The sequence below is a fragment of the Knoellia locipacati genome, from assembly GCF_044791685.1.
GTDB lineage: Bacteria > Actinomycetota > Actinomycetes > Actinomycetales > Dermatophilaceae > Knoellia > Knoellia locipacati_A.
In genome coordinates, this window is sequence record NZ_CP087730.1 from 3,328,121 (window position 1) to 3,344,491 (window position 16,371).

At 69.5% G+C, this 16,371-nt stretch carries 12 protein-coding genes and 2 rRNA genes; all 14 read left to right on the plus strand.

Going from position 1 to position 16,371, the window contains the following annotated elements; all coding sequences use genetic code 11:
• Nucleotides 1-242 precede the first annotated feature (242 nt).
• A 23S ribosomal RNA gene (locus LL946_RS15615) occupies nt 243-3,359 on the plus strand.
• A 130-nt stretch (nt 3,360-3,489) separates the two neighbouring features.
• A 5S ribosomal RNA gene (gene rrf, locus LL946_RS15620) occupies nt 3,490-3,606 on the plus strand.
• Between the two features lie 183 nt (nt 3,607-3,789).
• Complete coding sequence (locus LL946_RS15625; RefSeq protein ID WP_404382240.1) at nt 3,790-4,851, plus strand: tetratricopeptide repeat protein; 1,062 nt, start codon at nt 3,790-3,792, stop codon at nt 4,849-4,851.
• The gene (locus LL946_RS15630; protein ID WP_404382242.1) at nt 4,848-5,753 is read left to right on the plus strand and encodes an HAD-IIA family hydrolase; all 906 of its coding nucleotides are present in this window, start codon (nt 4,848-4,850) and stop codon (nt 5,751-5,753) included. The genes LL946_RS15625 and LL946_RS15630 overlap by 4 nt, the downstream gene beginning before the upstream one ends.
• A gap of 68 nt (nt 5,754-5,821) precedes the next feature.
• Nucleotides 5,822-6,739, plus strand: coding sequence for a hypothetical protein (locus LL946_RS15635; protein ID WP_404382244.1), 918 nt, complete (start codon nt 5,822-5,824; stop codon nt 6,737-6,739).
• A complete protein-coding gene (locus LL946_RS15640; RefSeq protein WP_404382246.1) occupies nt 6,736-7,086 on the plus strand; it encodes a hypothetical protein in 351 nt (116 codons plus the stop codon). The genes LL946_RS15635 and LL946_RS15640 overlap by 4 nt, the downstream gene beginning before the upstream one ends.
• Nucleotide 7,087: 1 nt before the next feature.
• A complete protein-coding gene (locus LL946_RS15645; protein ID WP_404386927.1) occupies nt 7,088-7,894 on the plus strand; it encodes a TlyA family RNA methyltransferase in 807 nt (268 codons plus the stop codon).
• Nucleotides 7,891-8,823, plus strand: a complete 933-nt coding sequence (locus LL946_RS15650) for an NAD kinase (RefSeq protein WP_404382248.1) — start codon at nt 7,891-7,893, stop codon at nt 8,821-8,823. The genes LL946_RS15645 and LL946_RS15650 overlap by 4 nt, the downstream gene beginning before the upstream one ends.
• Nucleotides 8,824-8,830: 7 nt before the next feature.
• On the plus strand, nt 8,831-10,537 hold the full coding sequence (gene recN / locus LL946_RS15655; protein WP_404382250.1) for a DNA repair protein RecN: 1,707 nt from the start codon (nt 8,831-8,833) through the stop codon (nt 10,535-10,537).
• 61 nt (nt 10,538-10,598) lie between these two features.
• Nucleotides 10,599-11,780: a putative cytokinetic ring protein SteA gene (gene steA, locus LL946_RS15660; protein ID WP_404382252.1), complete on the plus strand. Its 1,182-nt coding sequence runs from the start codon at nt 10,599-10,601 to the stop codon at nt 11,778-11,780.
• On the plus strand, nt 11,777-12,730 hold the full coding sequence (locus tag LL946_RS15665) for a copper transporter (protein WP_404382254.1): 954 nt from the start codon (nt 11,777-11,779) through the stop codon (nt 12,728-12,730). The genes steA and LL946_RS15665 overlap by 4 nt, the downstream gene beginning before the upstream one ends.
• Nucleotides 12,727-13,578: a hypothetical protein gene (locus tag LL946_RS15670; protein ID WP_404382256.1), complete on the plus strand. Its 852-nt coding sequence runs from the start codon at nt 12,727-12,729 to the stop codon at nt 13,576-13,578. The genes LL946_RS15665 and LL946_RS15670 overlap by 4 nt, the downstream gene beginning before the upstream one ends.
• Nucleotides 13,575-15,242 (plus strand): murein biosynthesis integral membrane protein MurJ, encoded by a 1,668-nt coding sequence (gene murJ, locus LL946_RS15675; RefSeq protein WP_404382258.1) that lies wholly within the window; start codon nt 13,575-13,577, stop codon nt 15,240-15,242. Before LL946_RS15670 ends, murJ begins: the two co-directional genes overlap by 4 nt.
• On the plus strand, nt 15,239-16,321 hold the full coding sequence (locus LL946_RS15680; protein ID WP_404382260.1) for a glycosyltransferase family 4 protein: 1,083 nt from the start codon (nt 15,239-15,241) through the stop codon (nt 16,319-16,321). The genes murJ and LL946_RS15680 overlap by 4 nt, the downstream gene beginning before the upstream one ends.
• The last annotated feature ends 50 nt before the right edge of the window (nt 16,322-16,371 follow it).

The following is a 16,371-nucleotide window of genomic DNA, read 5'->3' on the forward strand; positions in this document are numbered from 1 at the left end:
AAGTACACCTCGGCTTTTGTCGTGGTTGGAACGTGGTGGTGGGTGGGTCGGCGCCTGACACGTTGTTGGGTCCTGAGGGCTCGGGCGCAAGCTCGAAACTCAGGCCGGTATCCGGTCAGGACCGTCACCGCTGGTGAACCGCTGGCTCCCTCATGGGGGAGCGGGTAGGCATGGCAGCGTAGGTGGCGGGCCGCCCGTATGTTGAGAACTACACAGTGGACGCGAGCATCTTTATCTTTGCGTATCAAGTTTTTAAGGGCGCACGGTGGATGCCTTGGCACCAGGAACCGAAGAAGGACGTAGGAATCTGCGATAAGCCACGGGGAGTCGATAACCAGACTGTGATCCGTGGATTTCCGAATGGGGAAACCCGGCTGGAGGCAAGTCCAGTCACTCTCATCTGAACACATAGGGTGAGTAGAGGGAACGTGGGGAAGTGAAACATCTCAGTACCCACAGGAAGAGAAAGCAACCGCGATTCCGTGAGTAGTGGCGAGCGAAAGCGGAAGAGGCTAAACCGTATCTGTGTGATAGCTGTCAGGCGTTGCAGGTACGGGGTCGTGGGACCTCTCGGCCGGGACTGACATCCCGGCATGGAGTCAAAAATTCGCGGTGTAGTCGAAGGGCATTGAATGGCCCGGCACAGAGGGTGCGACCCCCGTAGACGAAACATCGTGAACTTCAGAGAGTTATCCCAAGTAACACGGGGCCCGAGAAATCCCGTGTGAATCTGGCGGGACCACCCGCTAAGCCTAAATATTCCCTGGTGACCGATAGCGGACAAGTACCGTGAGGGAAAGGTGAAAAGTACCCCGGGAGGGGAGTGAAATAGATCCTGAAACCGTGTGCCTACAATCCGTTGGAGCCTCCTTGTGGGGTGACAGCGTGCCTTTTGAAGAATGAGCCTGCGAGTTAGTGCTCAGTGGCGAGGTTAACCCGTGTGGGGAAGCCGTAGCGAAAGCGAGTCCGAATAGGGCGAATGAGTCGCTGGGTCTAGACCCGAAGCGGAGTGATCTACCCATGGCCAGGTTGAAGCGACGGTAAGACGTCGTGGAGGACCGAACCCACTTAGGTTGAAAACTGAGGGGATGAGCTGTGGGTAGGGGTGAAAGGCCAATCAAACTCCGTGATAGCTGGTTCTCCCCGAAATGCATTTAGGTGCAGCGTCACGTGTTTCTTACCGGAGGTAGAGCTACTGGATAGCCGATGGGCCTCACCAGGTTACTGACGTTAGCCAAACTCCGAATGCCGGTAAGTGAGAGCGTGGCAGTGAGACTGCGGGGGATAAGCTCCGTAGTCGAGAGGGAAACAGCCCAGACCACCAGCTAAGGTCCCAAAGCGTGTGCTAAGTGGGAAAGGATGTGGAGTTGCACTGACAACCAGGAGGTTGGCTTAGAAGCAGCCACCCTTTAAAGAGTGCGTAATAGCTCACTGGTCAAGTGATTCCGCGCCGACAATGTAGCGGGGCTCAAGCACACCACCGAAGCTGTGGCATTGACATATTGCCCGGCCACCACACCTGCGGGTTGGTGGTCCAAGCGTGTTGATGGGTAGGGGAGCGTCGTGTGGCCAGGGAAGCGGCGGAGTGATCCAGCCGTGGAGGCCACACGAGTGAGAATGCAGGCATGAGTAGCGAATGACGGGCGAGAAACCCGTCCGCCGAATAACCAAGGGTTCCAGGGTCAAGCTAATCTGCCCTGGGTAAGTCGGGACCTAAGGCGAGGCCGACAGGCGTAGTCGATGGACATCCGGTTGATATTCCGGAACCGGCGAAGAACCGCCCATGACGAACCTTTTGATGCTAAGCGCCTGAAACCCGCTGACGTCTTCGGACCGATGCGGGCGGAGCGCGCGACCCGATCTGGTAGTAGTCAAGCGATGGAGAGACGCAGGAAGGTAGCCTCCGCGTGGCGATGGTAGTCCACGTCCAAGGGTGTAGGGAGTGAGATAGGCAAATCCGTCTCACACATGTCCTGAGACCTGATAGTGACCGCGAATGCGGGAAGCAGGGTGATCCTATGCTGCCAAGAAAATCTTCTAGCGAGGTTCGAGCCGCCCGTACCCCAAACCGACTCAGGTGGTTAGGTAGAGAATACCAAGGCGATCGAGTGAATCATGGTTAAGGAATTCGGCAAAATACCCCCGTAACTTCGGGAGAAGGGGGGCCCAGAGGGTGAAGTTCTTCACGAACTAGCCCGAACGGCCGCAGAGACCAGGGAGAAGCGACTGTTTACTAAAAACACAGGTCCGTGCTAAGTCGCAAGACGATGTATACGGACTGACGCCTGCCCGGTGCTGGAAGGTTAAGAGGACGGGTTAGATCCTTCGGGGTCGAAGCTCAGAATTTAAGCCCCAGTAAACGGCGGTGGTAACTATAACCATCCTAAGGTAGCGAAATTCCTTGTCGGGTAAGTTCCGACCTGCACGAATGGCGTAACGACTTCTCCACTGTCTCAACCATGAACTCGGCGAAATTGCACTACGAGTAAAGATGCTCGTTACGCGCAGCAGGACGGAAAGACCCCGGGACCTTTACTATAGCTTGGTATTGGTGTTCGGTACGGCTTGTGTAGGATAGGTGGGAGACTGTGAAGCCGGCACGCCAGTGTCGGTGGAGTCAACGTTGAAATACCACTCTGGTCGTTCTGGATATCTAACCTCGGTCCGTGATCCGGATCAGGGACATTGCCTGGTGGGTAGTTTAACTGGGGCGGTTGCCTCCTAAAAGGTAACGGAGGCGCTCAAAGGTTCCCTCAGCCTGGTTGGTAATCAGGTTTTGAGTGTAAGTGCACAAGGGAGCTTGACTGCGAGACAGACATGTCGAGCAGGGACGAAAGTCGGAACTAGTGACCCGGCGGTGGCTTGTGGAAGCGCCGTCGCTCAACGGATAAAAGGTACCCCGGGGATAACAGGCTGATCTTGCCCAAGAGTCCATATCGACGGCATGGTTTGGCACCTCGATGTCGGCTCGTCGCATCCTGGGGGTGGAGTCTCTCCCAAGGGTTGGGCTGTTCGCCCATTAAAGCGGTACGCGAGCTGGGTTTAGAACGTCGTGAGACAGTTCGGTCCCTATCCGCTGTGCGCGTAGGAAATTTGAGAAGGGCTGTCCCTAGTACGAGAGGACCGGGATGGACGAACCTCTGGTGTGTCAGTTGTTCTGCCAAGAGCACCGCTGATTAGCTACGTTCGGAAGTGATAACCGCTGAAAGCATCTAAGCGGGAAGCACGCTTCAAGATGAGATTTCCATGGACCTCGTGTCCGAGAGGCTCCCAGCTAGACTACTGGGTTGATAGGCCAGACGTGGAAGTGCAGTAATGCATGTAGCTGACTGGTACTAATAAGCCGATAACTTGATACACACCAAAAGATTTTGTTGTGCTCGCGTCCACTGTGCAGTTCCCGAGATACGGTCGGGAACCCCCCGACCACGCCACCGAACCCGGTGCGACGTGACCAGGGGGAAAGAACCACCGACATCTCCATAGAGTTTCGGCTGTCATAGCGAAGGGGAAACGCCCGGCTCCATTCCGAACCCGGAAGCTAAGCCCTTCAGCGCCGATGGTACTGCACTGGTGACGGTGTGGGAGAGTAGGACGCAGCCGGACAAACATTCCAGAAATGGCCCGCCCACCCGGCGGGCCATTTCTCATTTCCGACCTTATTCACCTGTGGTCGGGAGCCCTGGACACCGGGTCGACGGCGACCACGGCCGGCCAGAGTGCCGGGGCCCCTAGACTGCACCTGCTCCTGCGGCGACGTCCGCCGCCCGATCTGCCTGGAGGCTTTCGATGACCGACGAGAACCGTGGACCACGTCGTGACGGTGGGCGGGACGAGTCCCGTCGTGGCGGCCCCGGCGGCCAGGGTTCGCGCGGTCGCGACGCCAGCGGCCGAGGCCCACGGGGCGCCGGTCGCCCGCAGCGAGACGATCGCGGTGCTACCGGCGGAGCCCGCCGTGAGGATGACGGTGCACCGCGTGGTGCCGCCCGGGGTGATCGGCGAGACGATCGCCGGGACGACCGGTCTCCCCGTGGCGGCGGTCGCGACGACCGTCGGGACACGGGCCGACCCACCCGCGGCGGCGTCGACCGTGACCAGGAGCAGCGAGGCGGTTCGCGCCTCGCGCCCAAGGGTCCCCGGCGCCCGGAGCCGAGCATCCCTGACGGGGTCACCGGCAAGGAGCTCGACCGCTCGGTCCACCACCAGCTGCGCACCCTGAGCAAGGAGAACGCCGACGGCGTGGCCCAGCACCTCGTCATGGTGGCGGCCCTGCTCGAGGCCGAGGACTTCGACGGCGCGATGGCGCACGCCGAGACGGCGGTCCGTCGTGCCGGTCGCGTGCCGGCTGCGCGGGAGGCGCTGGGCATGGTGGCCTACCGCACCGGTGACTTCGCCCGCGCCCTGGGTGAGTTCCGCACGGTCCGCCGGATCAGCGGCTCGGACCACCTCATTCCCCTCATGGTCGACTGCGAGCGAGGGCTCGGTCGCCACGAGCGGGCCCTCGACCTGGCGCAGTCGCCGGAGGCCAGGCGGCTGCCCACGCAGGACAAGGTGGAGCTGGCGATCGTCGTGTCCGGCATCCGCCGCGACCTCGGGCAGACCGATGCCGCCCTCGTCGCCCTGCAGATCCCGCAGCTGAAGAAGTCGAACCAACCTCGTCTGGCCTACGCCTACGCCGACACCCTGCTCGGCCTGGGTCGGACGGCCGAGGCTCGCGAGTGGTTCGAGAAGGCTGCCGAGGCCGACACCGAGTACGAGACCGACGCCGTCGAACGCCTCGAGGAGCTGGACGGGGTCAGCATGACGGACCTGCTCGACGGTGCCGACGAGGAGGACGAGGTCCGCGAGTGAGGCTCGTCGACCGCTACGACGCGATCGTCTGCGACCTCGACGGTGTCGTCTACCGCGGTGACCCCGCAGTGCCGTATGCCGTGGAGTCCCTGTCCGTGGCCGGCATACCGATCCAGTACGCCACCAACAACGCATCCCGGCCCCCGTCGGAGGTGGGCGAGCACCTGCGTCGGCTGGGGCTCGACGTGGATGACTCGTCGGTGGCCACGAGCAGCCAGGCGGCGGCGTGGCTGCTCACCCGGCACGTCGCGGTCGGTGCCGCTGTGCTCGCCGTCGGGGGAGATGGCGTGGCCGAGGCGTTGCGCGAGAGGGGATACGTCCCCGTGTTCTCGGCGGCCGACGACCCGGCCGCCGTGGTTCAGGGCTACGGCAGCGACGTGACCGCGGACGACCTGGCCCAGGCGGCATACGCCGTCCAGCAGGGCGCCCTCTGGCTCGCGACGAACACGGACCACACGTTGCCCACCGCTTCGGGGTTCGCACCGGGCAACGGCGCCCTCGTGCTGGCCGTGGGTGCTGCCGTGGGTCGCGGCCCCGACCTCGTCGCGGGCAAGCCGGACGAACCGCTCTACCTCATGTGTGCCGAGCGACTCGGTGTCGCACCCGAACGGGTGCTCGCGATCGGTGACCGGCTCGAGACCGACATCGAGGGAGCGCACCACGCCGGCATGGACTCCTTGCTGGTTCTCAGTGGCGTCCACGGTGTGCACGATGCGGTCTCTGCGCCGCCCGAGAGCCGACCGACGTGGATCGCGCCCGACCTTCGTGCGCTCCTCGAGGAGGTCGAGTCGCTCGAGCCCGCGTCGTCGGCACTGCGCGAAGAGTGGGCCGCACGTGACGGCTCCTCGGCCGGCGACGTGAGCAGGCCGCTGCCAGAAGGACTCGCAGCCCTCACGGAGTGACTCGGCTCTGCGTGGGCACGCCGACGAGTAGCGTGGGGCGGAACCACCACGAACTCACAGGAGGATCCATGGCCCAGCGGTCGATCAAGGGATACGTCGAGCTCGCCTCCGGACTCGGCGAGATGACGAGGAGCGCGGCCAAGGAGGCCGCGGCGGAGTTCGTCGCCCTCACCAACAATGACCTGTCGCCCAAGAAGGTCACGAAGCAGGCGAGCAAGCTCGCCGACGACCTCGTCGCGGCTGCGAACACCAACCGCAAGAACCTGGTCGCCCTGGTGCGCTCCGAGGTCGACAAGGCAGTCGGTCGTCTCGACGTGGCCACCCTCCAGCAGGAGCTGTCGTCGATGGCTGTCACCGTGCAGTCGCTGCGTGGGCAGGTCGAGGACCTCGCGTCGTCTCTGTCGGGCCGTTCGAGCGCAGCTGCGTCGGGCGCGGCAGCGGGTGCGGCGACCGGCGTGGCCAAGATCGCCGACTCCGCAGGTGGGTCTGTCGCCGACGCCGTCCCGGCGAGCGAACCGGCTCCGAGCCGGCGTCCGGCACGGTCGGCGCTCAAGACGTCGACGGCGAGGAAGTCCTTGACGGCCAAGAAGGCGCCGGCGAAGAAGGCCCCGGCCACGACGACCACCGCGAAGACGTCCGCGAGCACGAAGTCTGCCGCCAAGAAGGTGCCGGCCAAGACGTCGGCAACGTCTGCGTCGACCGCGACGAAGGCCTCGACGGCGAAGAAGGCGCCAGCCAAGAGGGCCTCCACCGCGAACTCGACTGCGAAGAAGGCGCCGGCCAAGAGGGCCTCCGCCGCGAGCTCGACGGCGAAGAAGGCTCCCGCCAAGAAGACCTCCACCGCGAGCTCGACGGCGAAGAAGACGTCGACGGCGAAGAAGGCTCCTGCCAAGAAGACGTCCACATCGACGGCTGCCACGAGCACCCCGAGCGAGACCGCCTCCACGTCGGCCGGCTCCACCACGTCCTCGGCGGGCGGCGCGTGAGCGAGCACCGACACGAGGGACCGGACGGAGTCGACGAGCTGCAGGTCGAGTCCCACGAGCAGGTAGCGCCCGGTGAGCCCACCGCGCACGTCGGGGCCGTTGCGGACGGCGAGGTCACCGAGGCTGCGGACCCCGAGGCTCGGACCGAGGACGTCGCCGACGAGGGCCCCGCCCCGGCGCCCGGGGCAGCATCAGCCACCCCGGCGCCGGAGACGGGCGACCTCGTCATCGATGCCGCCCTCCGGGACCTCGCCGAGGCGCCGGAGGACGACCTCGACGCCCAGGTCGAGCGGGGCGAGCAGGTCCAGCGCACCCTTCAGGGTCGCCTGAGCGACCTCGGGGGCTGAGATCGCCCGACTCGACGCCGAGCTCGTCCGACGTGGGCTCGCCCGGTCGCGCGGTGAGGCTCGCGAGCTGATCGAGGGTGCCCTCGTCACGGTCGACGGACGCCCGGCTGCCAAGCCGGCCCAGCCCACCGACGAGACGACGTCGATCGTCGTCTCGGACGACCGACCGCGGTGGGTCGGGAGGGCGGCATACAAGCTCGAGCACGCCTTCGACGCGTGGGCCGCGCGCGGGCTCGACGCCGAGGGGCGCCGCTGTCTCGACGTCGGCGCCTCGACCGGTGGCTTCACCCAGGTCCTCCTGGCCCGGGGTGCGGGCCACGTCGTGGCACTCGACGTCGGTCACGACCAGCTCGTCCCGGAGCTGCGCGACGACCCGCGCGTGACCGAGCGGAGCGGCACCTCCATCCGGGAGGTCAGGCCCGAGGACCTCGGAGGCACCTTCGAGCTCGTCGTCGGCGACCTGTCGTTCATCTCGCTCACCCTCGTCCTCGCGCCCATCGCCGCGCTGGCCGCTCCCGGCGCCGACGTCGTGCTCCTCGTCAAGCCCCAGTTCGAGGTCGGTCGAGGGCGGCTGAGCAAGAACGGCATCGTCACCGACCCACGACACCGTCGCCAGGCCCTCACCGACGTCCTGACCGCCGCCGAGGCCGCCGGCCTGGGCGTCAACGGTCTGGAGCGCAGTCCGATCAGCGGGGGAGAGGGCAACACGGAGTACCTCCTGTGGGCACGGTCGGGGGTCTCGGGCACGATGGACCCCGATGCCCTGTCCGCAGCCGTCCGGGGCCTGAGCAAGGGAGGTCGACCATGAGCCAGCCACGCCGCATCCTGCTCGTCGTCCACCCCTCGCGTGCCGAGGTCCACGACCACGCCCTCGGCGTCGTCAAGCGGCTCACGTCGGCAGGGGTCTCGGTCGCGGTCCTCAGCGACGAGGTCCTCGGCACCCCGCTCGAGGGCCAACCCGACCTCGTCGCCGCGGACCCGGCCGACCCGACCGCCGGCTGCGAGCTCGTCTGCATCCTCGGTGGCGACGGCTCGATCCTGCGCGCCGCAGAGCTGTCGCGCGGGTCCGGCGTGCCGCTGCTCGGGGTCAACTTCGGACACGTCGGCTTCCTCGCCGAGGTCGAGCGGGACGACCTCGACGTCACGGTCGAGCGGATCGTCGAGCGCAGCTACGCGGTCGAGGACCGGATGACCCTCGAGGTCGTGGCCTTCCACGACGGTGAGACCGTCTTCGAGAGCTGGGCGCTCAACGAGGTCACGGTCGAGAAGGCCTCGCGCGAGCGGATGATCGAGCTCACGGTCGAGATCGACGGACGCCCGCTCTCCACGTGGGGCTGCGACGGGGTGGTCATGGCCACCCCGACCGGCTCCACGGCATACGCCTTCTCGGCCGGTGGCCCCGTCGTGTGGCCCGACGTCGAGGCGTTGCTGCTGGTGCCCATCAGTGCCCACGCGCTCTTCGCCCGGCCGCTCGTCGTGGGGCCGGAGAGCCAGCTGGCCGTCGAGGTCGTGCCCGGCACCCAGGGTTCTGGCGTGGTCTGGTGCGACGGGCGGCGCGCGGTCGACCTGCCGCCGGGTGCCCGCATCCAGGTGCACCGCAGCAGCGACCCGGTGCGCCTGGCCCGCTTCACGGCCTCCCCGTTCACCGACCGCCTCGTCGAGAAGTTCGACCTCTCGGTGCACGGCTGGCGCGGTGCGGCCCGACGGGCCAACGGCTCCGACCCCCAGGCGGGCTGAGCCGAGCATGCTCCAGGAGATCAGGATCAAGGATCTCGGCATCATCGATGAGTCGGTCATCGAGTTCGGGCCGGGCCTGACCGTGCTGACCGGTGAGACCGGTGCCGGCAAGACCATGGTCGTCACGAGCCTCGGCCTGCTCCTCGGCGCGAGGTCGGACTCGGGCCTCGTCCGCGAGGGCTCGGACCGGGCCGTCATCGAGGGCGTCTTCGACGTCCCCGCCGACCACCCGGCCACTGCCCGCGCGGTGGAGGCCGGGGGCGACGTCGACGACACCCTCGTCCTCGTGCGCTCGGTCAGCGGGGAGGGACGTTCGCGCGCCCACGTCGGCGGCCGCAGCGCTCCCGTCGGCGTGCTGAGCGAGCTGGGCGAGCACCTCGTGGCCGTCCACGGACAGGCCGACCAGTGGCGACTTCGCCGTCCCGAGGAGCACCGCGAGCTGCTCGACGCCTTCGGTGGGGCGCCACTGGGACGGGTGCGGACGGCATACGACGCGGTGTATGCCGCCCACGCGGCTGCCGCGAACGAGCTCGAGTCGCTGCGCTCCGCGGCCCGCGACCGCGCCCAGGAGCTCGACCTCCTCCAGCGCGGGCTGGAGCGCATCGAGGCCGTCGAGCCGAAGCCCGGTGAGGACGTCAGCCTGCGGACCGAGGACGAGCGCCTCGCCCACGCCGAGGAGCTGCGCTCCGGGTCGGCGCAGGCGCAGGCTCTCCTCGCCGGCGACGACGACGCCATCGGCGGCGGCAGCGCGGGAGTCATGGGTGACCTCGCGTCCGCCCGCGCCGCGCTCGCCCAGGTGAGCGCCAACGACCCCTCCCTGGCCGAGCTCGAGCGCCGCCTCGTCGAGGTGTCGCACCTGGTGACCGACCTCGCCTCCGACCTGGCCGCCTACGTCGCCGACGTCGACCTCGACCCCGGTCGCCTCGTCTGGGTGCAGGAGCGCCGGTCGGCACTGTCCGACCTCACGCGCAGCTACGGCGACACGGTCGACGAGGTGCTCGCGTGGAGCGAGTCGGCCGCCCGCCGCGTGCTTGAGCTCGAGGGTGACGACGACCGCATCACCGCCCTGGAGGAGCGGGTCGCCCAGCTCGACCGTGATCGCACTGCCGCCGCGGCCGCCCTCACGGCTGCGCGCGTCAAGGCGGCCAAGGCCCTGTCCAAGCGCATCGGTGACGAGCTGGGGCACCTCGCCATGGGATCGGCGACGGTGGTCGTCGGGGTCGAGCAGCCGGGGCGCCTCGGGCCCCACGGCGGCGACGACGTCGAGATCGGGCTCGCCGCCAACGTCGGCGGCACCCCACGCAGCGTGAGCAAGGTCGCCTCCGGGGGTGAGCTGTCCCGCGTGATGCTCGCGATCGAGGTCGCGACGGCCCAGGCCGACAGCACCCGGTCGGTGCCGACCTTCGTGTTCGACGAGGTCGACTCGGGTGTCGGCGGGCGGGCAGCGCTGGACGTCGGCGCCCGGCTCGCGGCGCTCGCCGCAACGGCCCAGGTCATCGTCGTCACCCACCTCGCCCAGGTGGCGGCCCACGCCGACCACCACCTCGTGGTGTCCAAGGCCGACGACGGCAAGGTCACTCGGAGCGGGGTGCGCAAGGTCGTGGGGGAGGAGCGCGTCACCGAGCTCGCCAGGATGATGGCTGGCAGCGAGAGCGACGCGGCGCGCGAGCATGCCCGCGACCTCCTCGGCGACCTCGGCCGCACGCCCGCCTGACCCGGCGCCGGCGGCGCAGGCGTGCACGATGGCGCCCCGTGTGCGTGGCACGATGTGACGGATGCCCTTCACGACTCGCCTCCGACGCGAACGCGACCCCGGACCTGCCGGTGTCAGCGGTCCTGCCCGCGTCGACCCGCGCACCAAGGACCTGACCAAGCGCCTCAAGCCGGGTGACGTCGCCGTGATCAACCACGTCGACATCGACAAGGTGAGTGCCGAGGCGCTCGTGGCCTGTCGACCGAGCGCCGTCGTCAACGCGGCCGCGTCGATCTCGGGGCGCTACCCCAACCTCGGGCCGGAGATCCTGCTCGCGGCGGGAATCCCCCTGCTCGACGCCGTCGGTGACGACGTCATGACCCTGCACGAGGGCACGGTGGTCCACCTCGAGGGCAACGACCTCAAGGCGGGAGAGAAGGTCGTCGCGACGGGCACGGCGCTCGACGCCGCGATCGTCACCGAGTCGATGAGCGAGGCCCGTGCCGGGCTCAACCACCAGCTCGAGGCCTTCGCCGCCAACACCATGGAGTACCTCAAGCAGGAGCGCGCGCTCCTCCTCGACGGTGTCGGTGTCCCCGACATCGAGACCGACCTCGAGGGCCGCCACGTCCTCATCGTCGTGCGCGGCTACCACTACAAGGAGGACCTGCGGATGCTGCGGTCCTACATCCGCGAGTACAAGCCGATCCTCATCGGAGTGGACGGTGGCGCCGACGCGATCGTCGAGGCGCGGCACAAGCCCGACCTCATCGTCGGCGACATGGACTCGGTGTCCGATGCGACCCTGCGGTGCGGGGCCGAGGTCGTCGTCCATGCCTACCGCGACGGACGCGCACCAGGGCTCGAGCGCGTGCGTGATCTCGGGGTCGAGCCGGTGGTCTTCCCGGCGACAGGCACGAGCGAGGACGTCGCGATGCTCCTCGCCGACGACAAGGGAGCGACCCTCATCGTGGCGGTGGGCACCCACGCGACCCTCGTCGAGTTCCTCGACAAGGGTCGCGCCGGCATGGCCAGCACCTTCCTCACCCGCCTGCGCGTCGGCGGCAAGCTCGTGGACGCCAAGGGCGTGAGCCGGCTCTACCGCTCGCGCATCTCGGGCAGCTGGCTCGTCGTCATGGTCCTCGTCGGGTTGTTGGCCCTGACGGCCGCGCTCTGGGCCACACCGGGGGGCAAGGTCCTGCTCCAGGTCCTCGGCGCCCGTCTCGACGATCTCTGGTCCGCTCTCGGAGGAATCTTCACGTGATCGACTTCCGCTACCACCTCGTCTCGATCGTCTCGATCTTCATGGCTCTCGCCGTGGGGATCGTGCTCGGTGCGGGTCCGCTCAAGGGCACGATCGGGGACACGCTCACCCAGGAGGTCACCCAGCTGCGCGAGGACCGGGCGGCACTGCGCGTCGAGCTGGACGCAGCACGCAGGGCCGGAGTCGCCCGCGACGAGTTCACCACCGAGACCCGGACGCGGTTGGTCGGTGGCACCCTCGCCGGTGCCACGGTTGCTCTCGTGGTGCTCCCGGGCGCCGATGCCGACCAGGTGGAGGCGGTCTCCGACACGCTCACCGCAGCCGGCGCGAGCATCGTGTCGCGCACGACGATCGAGGACTCGTGGATCCCCGACGACGACGAGGCGACGACGGCCCAGCGGACCCTGGCGACGGAGCTTCGCCGCTCTCTGGGGCTGCCTGCCGCTGCGGCGTCCGACTCGGCCCCGCTCGACGACGTGCTCGCCGCCTCCCTCGTGTCAACCGGGGCGGGAGCGGTGACCGACGCGGGCAAGGCAGCGCTCGACGCCCTCGCCGGCGCGAACCTGCTCGACGCGGACACGGCCGACCTGCAGCGGGCGGGCAACGCTGTCATCGTCGGCGGTGTCATCAAGGGTGACGTCGTGGCGGACCGCGATCGCGCGGCCAACCGGCTGGCCGGTCTCGCGGCCGCTCTCGACCGGGCCGGCCAAGGTGCCGTCCTCGCCTCCGACGTGGGTGTCACCGGGTTCGCCGGCGCGTCCTCGGTCGTCAGGGCAGCTCGCGGGGACGCCGGCACCTCCCGCAACCTCTCGACCGTCGACGACCTCAGCCTGCCGCTGGGCCAGGTGAGCGTCGCCTATGCCCTCGCCCAGCAGAACGAGGGTGGCGTGGGGCAGTACGGCCTCGGCGACGGTGTCTCGGCCGGCTACCCGCCGGTGCCCGCGTCGTGAGCCGGCGCAGCCTCGTCGCCGGCCTGGTGGCGGCGGCGACCGCCGGCGGACTGTCGCTCGGGCGCCGCTTCCTGCCGCCCGAGGTCCGGGCTCCGTGGGACAGGACCAACCACGCGGGCCGCACCGTCACCCTCCTCGAGGGTCCGATCTATGCCGTCGCCGCCGCAGCAGGTTCCGCGGCGGCTCGCTCCGTCGCGGCCGGTTCCGTCTCGGCGGGATCGCCCTCCGCGGCGGGGGTCGTGGCGAGCCTGGGCTCCGCGGCGTTCGGCGCGCTCGACGACCTCGCCGGCGACTCCTCGAGCAAGGGACTCAAGGGCCACCTCGGCGCGCTGGCCCGCGGCGAGGTGACCACCGGGGCGGTGAAGATCGTCGGGATCGGTGCCACCGGCCTCGTGGCCGCTGCGCTGGCCGACCGACGGACCGGTCGCGGCCTCGCGGCGACCGTCGTCGGCGGCGCTGCCATCGCCGGCTCCGCCAACCTCGCGAACCTGTTCGACCTGCGTCCGGGCCGCACCCTCAAGGTCACGGCGCTCACCGCACTGCCCGCGCTGCTGCCCACCGGGACCCCCCGCGGCGCGGGCGTCGCCACGGCCGCTGCCGCCCTCGGCGCCGCCGCCGGCACGCTTCCGGACGACCTGGCCGGCCGCTCCATGCTGGGGGACACCGGGGCCAACGCGGCCGGCGCCATGATCGGTCTGGCGTTCGTCGAGCGCTCCGGGCTCCGCGGCCGACTCGCCGTCCTGGCGCTGACCGCCGGACTCACGGTGCTCTCGGAGAAGGTGTCGTTCAGCAAGGTCATCGACGACACGCCGTTCCTGCGCCGCGTGGACCACTGGGGTCGCTGGTGAGCCCCAGGTCGGTCGGGCAGTCGGTGGCGAAGGCCGCGCTCGTGGTGGCCGTCGCCACCCTGCTCGCGCGGCTCGCCGGCTTCGCGCGCACGATGGTCTTCTCCGGCAGCGTGGGCACCAGCCCGGTCGGTGACGCCTACCAGACCGTCAACACCCTGCCCAACGTCGTCTACGAGGTCGCCGCCGGTGGCGCGCTCGCCGCGATCGCGGTGCCCCTCGTGGCCGGCCAGCTCGGGGCCGGGCGCCGCGAGGACTCCGACCGCAGCGCCTCGGCCCTGCTCACCTGGGCCGTCGTCGTCCTCGTCCCGCTCTCGGCCGCTGTGTTCCTGGCGGCGCCGTGGCTGAGCGACCTCCTGCTCGACGACCGTGCCCGACCGGGCAGCGGCGACCTCGGCACGACGATGCTGCGGATCTTCGCGCCCCAGGTGGCGCTCTACGGCATCGGCGTGGTGCTCGCCGGGGTGCTCCAGGCGCACCGACGCTTCCTCGCGGCAGCGCTCGCGCCGCTGTTCTCCAGCCTGGTCGTCATCGTCGCCTACGTGGCCTACGGCAGCCTCGTTCCGGGCCCGGTCTCCGCGGACTCCGTGGGCGACGGTGCCGTCTGGGTCCTGGCCGGCGGAACCACGGCCGGGGTGCTCGTCCTCAGCCTGCCGCTGCTCGTCCCGGCTCTGCGGACCGGGACCAGACTGCGACCCACCCTGACCTTCCCGGAGGGCCTCGGGCGGCGCGCCGCGTCTCTCGCGGGTGCCGGTGTGCTCGCTCTCGCTGCCCAGCAGTCCGCCGTGGCGCTCACGCTGTGGCTGACCCACGCGCCGCGGACCGTCGACATCGGTGTCGTCAACGTCTACGCGATCATCCAGGCCCTCTACTTGCTCCCGTATGCCGTCCTCGCCGTGCCCGTGGCCACGGCCGCCTTCCCCGCGCTCGCGCACGCGGAGGGGGCGACCGACGACGCATCGCCCCGGGCCGCGGCCACCCTGTCGCGGAGCCTGCGCGGGATCATCCTGCTCACCTCCGGTGCCGCGGCGACCCTCATCACCGTGGCCCGGCCGATCGGCGAGTTCTTCCTGGCCTGGGACCGGGGCGCCAACGGCGCCGGTCGCGCGGCCCTGGGCGCGCTGCCCGGCGGGCTCGCCGCGTGGGCGCCTGGCCTCGTGGGTTTCAGCATCGCCGCGCTCCTCACCCGGGCGCTCTACGTCCGCGGTCGCCCCTTCCACGCCGCGGGGGCCGTCGCGGGCGGCTGGCTCGTGGCCGGCCTGCTCCCGCTCGCTTGGATCCCCGTCGGGTCGGACGCCGGCACGACGCTGGGACTGCTCGGCATCTCCTCGACGCTGGGGATGACCGGTTCGGCCCTCGCCCTCGTGCTCCTCGTGCGGCGGGCCTGGGGCCCGGCCGCGCTCGCAGGCAGCGGCCGCACCGTCGGGGCTGCCGTCGTCTCCGCAGCCGTGGCCATCGCCACCGGCGACACGGTCTCCCGGCTCATGGACGGATCGGGGCTTCTCGGCTCCCTCCTCGCCGGCCTCGTCATCGGCGCTGCCACCATGGGGGTCCACCTCGTCGTGATGTCCTTCGCGGACCGCGCAGGTTTCCGGCAGCTGGTCGAGCGTGGCCGCATCCGTCGTCAGAAGCAGGATGAGACGCAGGGACAGGAGCGGGGTCGGTGAGGGTCGCACTGGTCATGGGGACGAGCGCCGGCGGCACAGGTCGCCACGTCCACGACATCGTCAGCGGACTCGTCGGGGCCGGACACGACGTCGTCGTGCTCGCGCCGCCGGTTGAGCTCGACCAGTTCGCCTACGCCGCCACGGGCGCTGCGACCGTCGAGCTGGGGGTCTCCGACCGGCCGCACCCGGTGCGGGACGCGCAGGCGCTCGGCGTGCTCCGCCGGGTCTGCGGGGGTGCCGACGTCGTCCACGCCCACGGTGCCCGGGTGGGGGCCCTCGCCGCCGTGGCGCTCGTCGGCCAGGAGGTCCCGCTGGTCGTCACCCTCCACAACGCCTCGCCCGGGGGCGGGCTGGCCGGACGGGTCCACGCCGTGCTGGAGCGCGTCGTGGCCGCAGGCTCGGACCTCGTCCTCGGGGTCTCGGCCGACATCGTCGAGACCCAGCGCCGCCTCGGGGCGCGGCGCGCCGAGCTCGCCGTCATCGCCGCACCCCCGCCGGCCACGGTCACCCGCGACCGTTACGCCGTGCGTCGTGACCTCGGCATCGACCCGCGCACCATGCTCCTCGTCACGGTGGCCCGGCTCGCCCCGCAGAAGGACCTCGACCTGCTCATCGACGCCGTTGCCGAGATGCTCGAACGGCACGACATCGAGGTCGTCTCGGTCGTGGCGGGCGACGGACCCGACAGGGAGCGGCTGCAGGCCCGCATCGACGCGCAGCGCGTCCCCGTGCGGCTGCTCGGCCACCGCACCGACGTCGCCGACCTCATCGCGGCCGCCGACGCGGTCGTCTCCACGGCACGCTGGGAGGGCCAGCCGGTGGGCCTGCAGGAGGCACTCCACACCGGAGCCGCCATCGTCGCCACCGACGCGGGCGGCACGGGTGCGGTCGTCGGGGACGCGGCCATCCTCGTCCCGGTCGGCGACGTGCCCTCGATGGCCCGGGCCCTCACCGACGTGCTGCTCCACGGCGCCGTGCGCGACGACCTCCGGTCGCGGGCCATCGCCCGCGGAGGCGAGCTCCCGACGAGCGCCGACGCGCTGGAAGCGGCGCTCACGGCATACCGGTCCGTCCTCTGAGACAGGGCACCTCGTCCGCGTGCCGCGGAGAGTCGTGGTGAGCAGGATCC